This is a genomic window from Aquimarina celericrescens (genome assembly GCF_042682765.1).
Taxonomy (GTDB): Bacteria; Bacteroidota; Bacteroidia; order Flavobacteriales; family Flavobacteriaceae; genus Aquimarina; species Aquimarina celericrescens.
The window spans coordinates 1-12,248 of the sequence record NZ_JBHUHY010000030.1 but is presented as its reverse complement, the minus strand read 5'-3'; the positions used below and the strand labels follow the sequence as shown (position 1 = coordinate 12,248).

Genomic DNA, 12,248 nt, shown 5'->3' with positions numbered 1-12,248 from the left:
ATAAACCAACAAAAATTTTAATAGACTTACCTTCGAAAAACTATAGTTTGTAGCTGTTTAATAGCTCAAATAACTTTACTCTGAATGTATCTCCAATGGGCAATTCTTTGTTATTGATCAATATTGTAGACGAGGTTGTTTTTTCTATATGATGTATTGAAATAATGAATGATTTATGAATCTGAACAAAATCTGTACTTGGTAAACTGTCTTTGATACCTTTAAGGGTGTTATAGGTTATAATTTGATTGTTTTTTAGATGCAATGCGATGTAATTCTTTAAACCTTCAATGTACAAGATTTCACTGATCTTTATTTTTTTGAAGTTATTTTTTCCATCGGTTTTTACAAACACAAAGTCGTTAATCAAATTCTGATTTGTTAGGGATTTTCCATCTAATGTAACTTTTTTTATGGCTTTATAGAACCTTTCAAAGTCAAAAGGCTTCAGTAGATAGTCGGTAGCATTAAGATCATAACTTTCTAAGGCAAATTGCGGATACGCGGTAGTAAAGATAATTTTGATCTGTTTCTTAATAATTTTTGAAAGTTGAATCCCCGTTAGATTAGGCATTTGAATATCCAAAAAGACTAAATCAACTTCTTCCTGTTCAAGAATTTGTAATGCTGCCAAAGGATTAGTCGTCGTTGTCACTAATTCTAGAAACGAAACTTTTTCAACATATTTCTTTAGCAACCGAATTGCGGGGGGTTCGTCGTCTACAATGACACATCTGATCGTATTCATAGAGGTATTTTTAAATACGTAAAAAAGTAATGTTTCTCGGTTTTACTCTGCATAGTATATCTCATATTAAAAATTGCATTCAACCTTCTCCTTATATTTTCTGTTCCTATGCCCGAGTCCATATATTTTTCTGAAGACAAAATCTTGTTTCTGGTTTTTAAAGTTAGGTATTTATCGGTTATTGTAATCTTTATTTCAGCAGGATTGTTTTTATCGTTAACAACACCATGCTTAAATAAATTTTCAACAAAATGAATGAGTACCAAAGATGGTATTTGTTGGTTCTGAATGCTTCCTGTAATCAAAAATTGAATAGAGAGTTCTTCTTCGAATCGTTTATTGAAAAAATGAATATAATCTTTCAAAAATTGTATTTCACTTTGTAAAGAAACAAAATCTTGTTTTGAGTCATAGGTTACATAGCGCAATAATTCTGATAATTTATGTATATCTTTTGCTACTTTGGGTTTATCATCGATCAATTCTACATAAAATGCATTTAGTGTATTAAATAAGAAATGCGGACTTATTTGTGATTTTAATAAATCAAGCTCTGCTTTGTTTAGATCCTTATCTTCAATAAGCTTTAAAACCAAGTATACCATGGTGCTGTACAAAATAGGAGGTAGGGCAAAATAAGAATTGTCAACAATATAATACCAAAACCTTCTGCTTTCTTCATAATAATTATGCTGACCGGTAATTTCAAAAACAATGATTTCTTCAAGTACATATCGAACCGCCGCAAAAGTAAAAATGAGAACTGGTACTGAAATAAAAAATTGAGTTAAGGTGTTTTTTTTCAGAAATCTTGGGCATACTAACTTAAAATTTGTGAAATAGATCACCGTACATGATATTATAAATGTAGCTCTTAACCATAAGTGACTTGTATCAAAGCTTTTCGTAATATTCAACTCTTGGGTAAGCAACATCTTCATAATTTCCAAGCCTATGAGAATTAGAGCAAGGACTAAATGATATTTCCATTCTTTTTTAAAAAACATGGCGTAAAGGTATTCTTTTAATCAATTTATCTATTGATTTAGGATGACTCCCTTCTTTTTTTCGATCAATATCAATTTTTACATGACAAAATCTGAAATGAGGTACAGATATAATTTCATCAAGTGAAAATTATACTTCATCTAAAAAATCGATTCTTCTGACCGCTACTGAATATGTTTGACTTTTATAAAATCTAAATTTATATATTATGAGAAAGCTATTGTTAATCCTGGTAATGATTATTACATCATGTAATGCGCAATCTAAAAAAGAATCACAGCACGAAAATCATAGAGAAATTGAAACGCCCACAAAAGTAAAAGTTTTATTGGTTGGAACTTCGCATTGGGGTAATTATCAACAAGCAGATCTTGACGTAGCCCAGACAGACGAAATAGACATTTTGTCTGATCAATATCAACGCGAGCTTGATGAAATTGTAACTAAAATAGTAGCGTTCAATCCCTCCAAAATTTTTGTCGAAAGAACGACAGCTTATCAACCCAAACTAGATTCTATTTACAATTTATATAGGACATCAGATTGGGGACAGAAAAGCAGAAATGAGATTCTGCAACTCGGATTTAAAGTGGCTAAAAAACTAGATCACAATAAGGTATATGGAATAGATTATAGAGAAACATCGTTTCCGTATGATAGTTTGATGAAAGTAATGAAAGCTACGAATCAGGAGGCCTTAATTTTAGAATTTGAAAACGATATTAAAAATTATGAAAAAGAGTACAACACCCTTGTGTACCACAAAACACCACTTAAAGATATTTTATACGCTTTAAACGATAAAGAACGAAGAAAATCAGATTTAGGATGGTATATAAGCAAAGCTACTCAGGCTGGTGATGTTGAAAGTCATGTAGGAGCATTTTTAGGCTCAGAATGGTTAAAACGCAACATCTATTCATATAGCATTATGCAAAAATATACGCAGCCCGAGGATGAACGGATAATGGTTTTGATGGGTGCCAGTCACATTGCTGTATTCGAAAATTTAATTTCCTACAATCCAGATTGGAAAACTGTGGAGTTGAAAGATATAATGGAGTAGAACAATCTTAATGCGCCTCCAACCAATTATCACCTAACCCCAAATCTACATCTAAAGGCACATCAAGTTTATACGCATTTTCCATTTCTGTTTTAATGAGTTTTTTGATGTCTTCGAGTTCCGTCTTGAAGACATCAAAAACCAATTCGTCATGTACTTGTAGCAGCATTTTTGTTTTGTAGTTTCCTTCTTTCAATTTTTTATGAATATTGATCATCGCTATTTTAATGATATCTGCAGCACTGCCTTGTATTGGAGCATTAACGGCATTTCGTTCTGCTGCTCCGCGCACTACGGCGTTTGCAGAGTTGATGTCTTTTAAATAACGACGTCTTCCCAGTACCGTTTGAACATATCCATTTTCGCGAGCAAAATCTACTTGCTCACTCATGTAGTTACGTAGTTTGGGATAGGTTTTATAATAGGTGTCAATTAATTCTTTGGCTTCACTACGTGACAGGGTAGTTTGATTACTCAATCCAAAAGCTGAAACTCCATAAATAATACCAAAATTTACCGTTTTGGCGTTACTTCGTTGCTCCCGGCTTACTTTGTCAATAGGAACATTAAACACTTTTGCCGCGGTAGAAGCGTGAATGTCTTCACCATTTTTAAAGGCTTCGATCATCGTTTCTTCTTCACTCAACGCCGCAATAATACGCAGTTCTATCTGCGAATAATCGGCAGCGAGTAAAGTATATTCTTTGTTTCTCGGGATAAATGCTTTGCGCACTTGTCGTCCTCGTTCGGTTCTAATAGGAATGTTTTGTAAATTTGGATTATTAGAACTTAACCGCCCTGTAGCTGCAACGGTTTGCATATAATCGGTATGCACCCTTCCGGTGGCTTCATTTACTTGAGTTGGTAGTGCATCAACATATGTGCTTTTCAATTTCGATAAACCACGATAGTCCAGGATATCTTGTATGATCTCATGATCTTTGGCGAGGTAGGACAATACGTCTTCGGCAGTAGAATATTGGCCGGTCTTGGTCTTTTTGGGCTTGTCTACCAATTTCATTTTTTCAAATAGGATCACACCTAGCTGTTTTGGTGAAGCGATATTAAATTCTTCACCGGCTTCTGTATAAATTTTACTTTCTAGTGTTTTTATATCTTCGTCTAATTCTTGAGAAAGAGATTGAAGAAATTCTTTATCCAGATTAATCCCTTCAATTTCCATATCTGCCAAAACTCTGAGTAATGGAATTTCAATATCTTCGAATAAAGAAACGGTTTTAGCTTCCTTAAGTTCAGGTGCAAAATGCTCTTTTAATTGAAAAGTGATATCGGCGTCTTCCACGGCATATTCTGTCTGTTGATCTATAGGTACTTGTCTAAAAGAAAGCTGGTTTTTTCCTTTTTTACCAATTAGTTCTGTAATCGAAACTGGTGTATAGTTAAGATACGTCTCGGCAAGTACATCCATATTGTGGCGCATGTCTGGATTGATAAGATAATGAGCAAGCATGGTATCGAATAGTTTGCCTTTTACTTCTACATTATATTTTGCTAATACTTTAATGTCGTATTTAAGATTCTGACCAATTTTTGTGATGTTTTCAGCTTCAAAGAATGGTCGAAGTTGCTCGATAAGTTCCTGGGCCTCATTACGATCTTCTGGAAAGGGAATATAAAATCCTTTTGTTGCTTCCCAGGAAAAGGCAATTCCTACTAATTCAGCAACCAAGGGATCTAGCCCTGTGGTTTCTGTATCAAAACACACATTTTCTTGTTTCAATACATTTTGCAGGAATAGCTTCATGGCCATCCCTGGTGCAACGCTTTGATAGAAATGCTCGGTGTTGGCAATTGTTTTCTTACTGGAATAAGAATCAATCTCGGTCACATTATCACCTTCAAATAAAGAAAATTGACCCGCTCCTGCTTGTTTGGCTTGTTTTTTGGCAGTTGGAGTACTGGTAACCTGAGTCGTACTGGTGTCTTCTCCCGAAAAAATTTTGATAAACTGGTCTTTCAATCTTCTAAACTCAAGTTCTTCGAATATTTCTTGTACTTTTTTTGCATCCGGCTCAGAGAGTTCGTAATCATCGGCATTAAAAGTAACATCACAATCAATAATAATAGTCGCTAATTTTTTTGAAAGAAGGCCCAATTCGGCATTGGCTTCAACTTTTTCTTTCATTTTTCCCTTTAGCTTATCGGTATTAGATAGTAGCCCCTCCATAGAACCATATTCTGCAATAAATTTTTTGGCTGTCTTGTCACCCACACCCGGTAGCCCCGGAATATTATCTACAGCATCTCCCATCATTCCCAAATAATCAATCACTTGCTCTGGTCTTTCTACTTCAAATCTTTTTTGTACTTCCGGGATTCCCCATATTTCAATCCCATTTCCCATTCTTGCAGGGCGGTACATAAAAATATTTTCTGAAACTAATTGTGCATAATCCTTATCTGGAGTAACCATAAAAGTTTGATATCCTTCTTTTTCGGCCTGTTTGGCAATAGTTCCTATTAAATCATCTGCCTCGACGCCAGCACGTTCTATGATCGGGATATGCATCGCTTTCAAAATTTCTTGAATGATAGGAACTGCAATTCGAATCGCTTCAGGGGTTTCGTCACGATTTGCTTTATATTCTGGAAATATCTCTAGGCGATCTTTACTTCCTTCTTTATCAAAAGCTACAGCCAAATGATCTGGTTTCTCTCTTTTAATGACATCAAATAGAGAGTTTACAAAACCCATGATAGCAGAGGTGTCCTGGCCCTTCGAGTTGATTCTTGGATTTTTAATAAGCGCATAATATCCTCTAAAAATAAGGGCGTAAGCATCCAGAAGAAAAAGACGTTTTTGTGACATGATATGAGTAAAATTTTAAAAATGCAATATAAAAAGAAGATTGATCAATTGGGTGTGAAATAATATAATAAATATAAAAAAGAAATGCCGTCAAGACCTGACGGCATTTCGCCCCAAAATAAAATTGATAACAATGTATCAACTGCTATAAATACGATAGTAATTGTTTATATATTAAAGATTCTTTTTTAAAGAAACTGCAAATCACTAGGAATTATTGTTCGAAGGTACAAATAAAAATTTTACTTCTAAAAGAAATTATTAAGATTTATGAGTTACGAATGTAGTGTTTTTAACGCTTTTTATCGTTTAATTTGTTGTATCGTTAATTTTTACTTAAAAATAACGACATATTAAAAAGGAGAGATAGTTTTGCTATGTTAACGAATTAGAATGAATTATGCGTTGGTTAATTCCTATACTTTTATATCTATTGCTTGAGTTTTATGCTTTTCAGGCAATTAAAACGATTTCCAAAAATCATATTGTACAGATTGGATATGTATTGTTTTCTGTACTGATTTTGGGTTATGTTATTTACATTTTTGCAAATTACGATCGTAGTATAGGGCCGACAAAATACACCCTAAGGGCAAGCGGAATGTTACTCCTCTCTATTGTACCTAAACTTATCATTGTTCTTTTTATGTTTGGAGAGGATATTATAAGATTATGCATTGCAGGATATACCTATCTTACCAATACATTTTTTGAAGGAACAGCTACGCAATATTTACCCGATCGCAGAAAGTTTATAAGCCAAATTGCATTGGGCGTAGCAGCAATCCCTTTTGCAGGATTACTTCACGGAATTTTTAGGGGTAAATATAATTTTAAAGTCATAAGCCATGTCTTGTATTTTGAGGATCTTCCAGATGCATTTGATGGCTTTCGTATTACTCAGATTTCAGACATACATTCTGGCAGCTTCGATGATTCAAATAAAATTGAATACGCTGTAGATTTAATCAATGAACAGGAAACCGATCTTATTCTGTTTACTGGCGATATAGTAAATACGATAGCAGAAGAGATGGATGACTGGATTGATACATTTAAACGTATAAAAACTCCAGAGTTTGGTAAATATTCAGTATTGGGCAATCACGATTATGGAGAATACGTTACTTGGGAAAGCCAGGAGGCAAAGGAAGCTAATTTTCAGGCGATAAAAGACATTCATAATAAAATTGATTTTAATCTGTTACTTAATGATAGTACGTTTGTCGAAAAAGAAGGTGAAAGAATTGCTATAATTGGTGTAGAAAATTGGGGGCATAATTTTAAAAAGGCTGGAGATTTAATGAAGGCTTCTGAAAGGGTGGTTAAAGAAGATTTCAAAATTTTATTGAGTCATGACCCTTCTCATTGGGAGTATGAAGTTAAAAAACATGATGACCATTTTCATCTAACATTAAGTGGTCATACGCATGGTTTTCAATTTGGAATTGAAATTCCCGGGTTTGTGAAATGGAGTCCGGTGCAATATGTTTATAAACAGTGGGCCGGAATGTATGACGAGATGGGACGTTATCTAAATGTAAACCGCGGATTTGGGTTTCATGCATTCCCTGGTAGAGTGGGAATTTGGCCAGAGATTACAGTAATCGAATTGAGAAAAGGCTCTAAGCCTGCTTAATTAATAGAAAGTATTATATTTACAACAGTTTAGCAGTCAATCGATAAATAAATGAACTGCAACATAAAAGTTTTTGAACAATGTCAAAGTTTGGAGATATAATTGGTATTGATGTTCCAGTTTTACTGGATTTTTATACTGAATGGAATGAGCCATCTGTCGCAATGCACCCGGTCTTGAAAGATGTCGCTGCAGCACTTGGGGATAAAGGGAAAGTAATAAAGATAGATGTAGATAAGAATGAAGAATTAGCTACCGCTTTGAGAATAAAAGGATTACCAACCCTAATGATCTACAAAGAAGGGGAGATGGTGTGGAGACAAAGTGGAGAGCAAGATGCAAATACTTTGATTGGGCTTATGAAGGAGTACGTTTAAAGCCTGATTTTATCGAAAATAAACCCTCGTTCTGAAAAATGAGCTAAGACCTTTGGCAAAGTGAAAGTGAGGTTTTTAGAGGCCTTGATACTATCATGAAAAACGACAATACTTCCTTGTTCTGTATGGTCTATAACATTTTGTAAACAAACTTCTGGAGAAATACCTTGCTCCCAATCCTTTGATAATACGTCCCAAAGCACAATTTTAAACCCCTGTTTTTCTAAGGTTTTAAACTTAGAATAACTAATCTGTCCATAGGGGGGTCTAAATAATTTTTCTGAACCAGGATAGGTGTATCGTTTCGAGATTATATCTTCGCAGTCATTAACGTTATTAAGGTACGTTTCAGTGTCGTTTTTCCATGATTTTAAATGATTCATGGTGTGGTTTCCAATAGCATGGTTCTCTGATACTATTTTATTGAATATAGCAGGGTGTTTTTTGATGTTCTCTCCGATGCAAAAAAAAGTAGCCTTGGCATTGTATTTATTCAGTTGTTCCAATACAAACTCGGTAACCTCGGGAATAGGGCCATCATCAAAGGTGAGATAGATTTTTTTTTCATTTTGGGTGTTAAGATCCCATAAATAAGTCGTAAAAAATTGTTTCAGAATTTTCGGGGTTTTGTATGGAATCAAGTGAGCCATGACAGAAATAAAAGTGAGCCCCAAGAGGCTCACTTAATATTATTGTGATATAGTATCTTCGGGAATTGTTTCCAAAGAATCTTCTAGTTGATTTTCTTGATTTTGAAACTCTTTAATGAGGTCTTCTTCTTGTTTTCGAAGCTCTTCTTCATCGTATCCTTCATCTTCAGAATATAACCTGGTAAATAATCCGATATACCTATTAAATTCATCTGCTTTTTCTTCTATCATCTCTCGATCTTGATTGACTAATAATAGATCTACTACACTTCGATAACGTTCTACGTTGGTCACTATTTCTTCTGCGTAACGATATTGCTCTTTAAGTTCAAGACTTCCAAAGTAGGTTAGCTTTTCTTGATATTTTTTGGCAATCTTATTCCAGAGTTCACGCGCCTTTTGTTTTTCGCCTACCTGATAGTAACCCGTTACATAAGGCTCTAATAGCGTGTAATACTCATAGTATTCTATAGGCATTTTGTCCATTGCCAGATCAATAATTACTTTAGCTTTATCTTTCTTACCTTCCTGAATGAGTGTTTCGACTAATCGGGCAAGATTGCTTCTGTAGGTGATCGCATTTTTTCTAGTTTCCGGATCATGATAAATGTTCGGATCGTTACTGTTACCCCAATCCCAACTTGTCACATTTTTATACATCAGATCGGTATCAATTCTACCCATTTCAAAAGGATTTCTAGGATCCATTTTTGTTCTAATTGGGACCAATTTATAGGTGACACCATCTAATTGAAGATAATCTTTCATCCACAAAAAGTCATCATCACCATAGCTTCCGCCAGTAAAATAGATAGGTCGCTCCCAATTATTATTAGCAATAATATCAAGCATTAACAGGCGGTTTTTGAATAACAGATCTCCTTTTAAATGAATATCTATATAAGGTACAATAAGGTCGGCATCTTCTGGTTTTACAATGCCATTTTTAAGCACCGCTTCTTTATCGACTGGAATTCTTATATGTTTGGTAGGAAAGGTGTTTACTTTTTTTCCGCTTTGTAAATCTCCTTTGGTCCTGGGATCGTCTGTCTCTATCCACCGCATCCAGTTCTTGATTAACATAGTGTCATTAGTAACAGGTTTGTAATAGACAGCATCATTATTACCCCATTTATAAAAATCATGAGTTAATTGCGAAGGGATAGGTTTCCCTTCGTAAGCCGCTCTTTTCATTTGATCTATGTACCAGTCTGTTGCAAAAAGACTTGTATTTACCGTTCGAACATCGGTTCTGTATCCCTCTATTTCCTGAGCATACCATAAAGCAAATGTATCATTATCTCCGATGGTAAAGAGGATGGCGTCTTGTTGGCAAGATTGCAAGTACATTTTGGCCATAGCTTGTGCTGTATATCGATTAGAGCGATCATGATCATCCCAGTTCTCTGCAGCCAAAACTACAGGTACTGCCAATAGGCAAACTACTGTTACAATAGGGGCTAGAAGTTTTGGTTTTAAGTACCCTTTCAATAAATCAAAAAGTGCATAGACCCCAAAACCGATCCAAATAGCAAATACGTAAAATGACCCTACTAATGCATAATCCCGCTCTCTAGGTTCAAAAGGCCTTTCATTTAGATATATTTTTAGGGCAAGGCCGGTGAATAAAAAAAAGATAAGTAGCACCCAGAAATTTTTCTTATCTCGCTGAAGCATAAATACAAAACCAATAAGTCCTAATAATAATGGCAAGAAGTAATAGGTGTTACGAGCCTTGTTGTTGAGAGCATCGCTTGGTAAATTGTCCTGAGAACCCAAACGCATTTCATCAATGAATTTGATTCCACTAAGCCAATTTCCTTCTAAGTCGGTAAGATTTCCTTGGTTGTCATCTTGCCTTCCCACAAAATTCCACATAAAATAGCGCCAATACATATATCCCATTTGGTAATCGAACATATAGTAAACATTGTCCCAAAAAGAAGGCTTTTCTATATCAATATAGTTGCCAAATGACTGTAGAAATTTATGATAATCATTATTATCCAATTTTCCACTGGCATACTCCCTTCTAAATTGGGTAACGGCATTAAGAAGTTCCTGTTCACTTTGATATTCGGGTTTTATAGTAAATTTTATCGGCCCGGTAAACTCCATATAATTTGCAATATGTTCTGTGCTCCACATTCTTGGTAAAATTGCCTTGTGGGCATCATCAAGATTTTGCTTTGCATTTTTCCAATCGTTTACTATAACATATTTTCCGGTTTTTAAATCTTTTTCATACTTAGGCTTATCATCTTCATAGGGATTGTCTTGATCTAAACCAGCATAAATTTCGGTAAACTGCGGACCGTAAAAAAGATGAGTTTCGGGATACTGCTCCAGGTTATAATATGCTAAAAGTTCTCTGGCATTGTTTGGATTGTTTTCATTAATCACAGTTCCTGCATTGGCACGAATAGGTAACATTACCCAGCTTGAGAATCCAACAAGAATAAAAATTACACAAAGTAATAAAGTATTTAATTGAACATAATCTTTTTTGCGAGTGTATCGGATTCCAAAATAAAATGCTGCGATGATAACGAGTCCTGCAATAATGGTTCCCGAATTAAAAGGAAGTCCTATTGAGTTAACAAAAAACACTTCTGCTGCTCCAAAAAATTTAAGTGTTGAAGGAAGTAGCAATTTAAAAATAAACAATAGTATTGCCACCACAGATATGTTGGCGATGATAAAATTTTTAACCGTAATTTCTTTGTAATTTTTAAAATAATATAGGAGTCCAATAGCCGGGATTGATAAGAGCCCCATAAAATGAACACCAAAAGATAATCCTACTATAAAAGAAATCAAGATAAGCCATTTATTACCTCTAGGTTTGTGCATGTCACGTTCCCATAACAAACCAAGATAAAAAAGCACTGCCAGTATACACGTGGCCATTGCATAAACTTCGGCCTCTACTGCATTAAACCAAAAGCTATCTGTAAAGGTAAAAGCTAATGAGCCAACAATACCACTTCCTAGAACAGCAAAAGCTTTACCTTGTGTAAACTCTTCATCTTTAATAATAAGTTTTTTTACAAGAATGGTAATAGACCAAAACATAAATAAAATAGCAAAAGCACTGGCAAATGCAGAGGTCATATTAACCATGAGTGCAATCTGTGTAGGGTCTGAGGTAAACACGGATGCAAATGCTCCTATCATTTGAAATAATGGAGCTCCTGGTGGATGACCAACTTGTAATTTTGAAGATGTAGCTATGTATTCACCAGCATCCCAAAAACTTGCTGTAGGTTCTACAGTGATCGAGTATACGCAAAGGGCGATTGCAAATACTATCCATCCAATTATTTTATTCCACTTGGTAAAGTTGAATGTATTCATAAAATGTATTAGGTTATATAACGTGAGGCGAATTTAGTAATAAAAATACTTTCACCTTGTTTTTTTTAGCAAACGCTTAACAGAAGTTTATAGTATAGCACAGATTTTGTGTAGGTTTCTTATTTCTTATGATTTTAAATTGATAAATTTTTTTAAAAATGTTTGCAGACCCAAAAGAAAGTTTTAAATTTGCACCCGCAATGACGCATTGGTCTATGGTGTAACTGGCAACACGTCTGGTTTTGGTCCAGAAGAGTCTAGGTTCGAGCCCTAGTAGACCAACATAAAAGGAACAACTAATCAAAGGTTGTTCCTTTTTTTTATTCTTTAGGTAAAAGTTTTCAGGGCGAGAGGTTTATCCTGAGCGATAGTCGAAGGGAGCCCTAGTAGACCAACATAAAAGAGGCTGTCTAAAAACATTTAGGCAGTCTTTTTTATTTGAGCTATTTTCTATTTTGAAGCTTTTGCTTTCATAAAAGTTGTTAGTTGATAGTAGTTAGTTGATAGTTTTATGGGATTTATGAGGTTTTATACTCTTAAACTTAGCTTTTTCAGGTTGTGTGCCATAGCGAT

At 34.7% G+C, this 12,248-nt stretch carries 8 protein-coding genes and 1 tRNA gene; 4 read left to right on the top strand and 5 right to left on the bottom strand.

Going from position 1 to position 12,248, the window contains the following annotated elements; all coding sequences use genetic code 11:
- Positions 1-40 precede the first annotated feature (40 nt).
- Positions 41-748, bottom strand: coding sequence for a LytR/AlgR family response regulator transcription factor (locus ACFSJT_RS18165; RefSeq protein WP_378321758.1), 708 nt, complete (start codon positions 746-748; stop codon positions 41-43).
- A complete protein-coding gene (locus ACFSJT_RS18160; protein ID WP_378321757.1) occupies positions 745-1,755 on the bottom strand; it encodes a sensor histidine kinase in 1,011 nt (336 codons plus the stop codon). Before ACFSJT_RS18160 ends, ACFSJT_RS18165 begins: the two co-directional genes overlap by 4 nt.
- Positions 1,756-1,964: 209 nt before the next feature.
- On the opposite strand from ACFSJT_RS18160, the gene ACFSJT_RS18155 reads away from it, so the two are divergent.
- A complete protein-coding gene (locus ACFSJT_RS18155; protein ID WP_378321756.1) occupies positions 1,965-2,822 on the top strand; it encodes a DUF5694 domain-containing protein in 858 nt (285 codons plus the stop codon).
- 7 nt (positions 2,823-2,829) lie between these two features.
- Here ACFSJT_RS18155 and polA read toward each other — a convergent pair whose 3' ends face one another.
- Positions 2,830-5,655, bottom strand: a complete 2,826-nt coding sequence (gene polA, locus ACFSJT_RS18150) for a DNA polymerase I (protein WP_378321787.1) — start codon at positions 5,653-5,655, stop codon at positions 2,830-2,832.
- Positions 5,656-6,052: 397 nt separating this feature from the next.
- Here polA and ACFSJT_RS18145 point away from each other — a divergent pair, with 397 nt between their 5' ends.
- Both ACFSJT_RS18145 and ACFSJT_RS18140 read left to right on the top strand, forming a co-directional pair.
- Complete coding sequence (locus tag ACFSJT_RS18145) at positions 6,053-7,291, top strand: metallophosphoesterase (RefSeq protein WP_378321755.1); 1,239 nt, start codon at positions 6,053-6,055, stop codon at positions 7,289-7,291.
- A gap of 80 nt (positions 7,292-7,371) precedes the next feature.
- A complete protein-coding gene (locus ACFSJT_RS18140) occupies positions 7,372-7,668 on the top strand; it encodes a thioredoxin family protein (RefSeq protein ID WP_378321754.1) in 297 nt (98 codons plus the stop codon).
- Here the strand turns inward: ACFSJT_RS18140 and ACFSJT_RS18135 are convergent.
- Both ACFSJT_RS18135 and ACFSJT_RS18130 read right to left on the bottom strand, forming a co-directional pair.
- On the bottom strand, positions 7,665-8,318 hold the full coding sequence (locus ACFSJT_RS18135) for a polysaccharide deacetylase family protein (RefSeq protein WP_378321753.1): 654 nt from the start codon (positions 8,316-8,318) through the stop codon (positions 7,665-7,667). The genes ACFSJT_RS18140 and ACFSJT_RS18135 overlap by 4 nt on opposite strands.
- Before the next feature lie 39 nt (positions 8,319-8,357).
- Entirely contained in the window at positions 8,358-11,675 is a 3,318-nt protein-coding gene (locus tag ACFSJT_RS18130) for a glycosyltransferase family 117 protein (protein WP_378321752.1), read from the bottom strand.
- 209 nt (positions 11,676-11,884) lie between these two features.
- Here ACFSJT_RS18130 and ACFSJT_RS18125 point away from each other — a divergent pair.
- Positions 11,885-11,957 (top strand) — tRNA-Gln (locus ACFSJT_RS18125).
- Positions 11,958-12,248 lie beyond the last annotated feature (291 nt).

Bases quoted from the DNA above. Each gene is read 5' to 3' on its own strand.
- ACFSJT_RS18165 (WP_378321758.1), bottom strand. From the start codon at position 748: ATGAATACGATCAGATGTGTCATTGTAGACGACGAACCCCCCGCAATT.
- ACFSJT_RS18160 (WP_378321757.1), bottom strand. From the start codon at position 1,755: ATGTTTTTTAAAAAAGAATGGAAATATCATTTAGTCCTTGCTCTAATT.
- ACFSJT_RS18155 (WP_378321756.1), top strand. From the start codon at position 1,965: ATGAGAAAGCTATTGTTAATCCTGGTAATGATTATTACATCATGTAAT.
- ACFSJT_RS18145 (WP_378321755.1), top strand. From the start codon at position 6,053: ATGCGTTGGTTAATTCCTATACTTTTATATCTATTGCTTGAGTTTTAT.
- ACFSJT_RS18140 (WP_378321754.1), top strand. From the start codon at position 7,372: ATGTCAAAGTTTGGAGATATAATTGGTATTGATGTTCCAGTTTTACTG.
- ACFSJT_RS18135 (WP_378321753.1), bottom strand. From the start codon at position 8,318: ATGGCTCACTTGATTCCATACAAAACCCCGAAAATTCTGAAACAATTT.
- ACFSJT_RS18130 (WP_378321752.1), bottom strand. From the start codon at position 11,675: ATGAATACATTCAACTTTACCAAGTGGAATAAAATAATTGGATGGATA.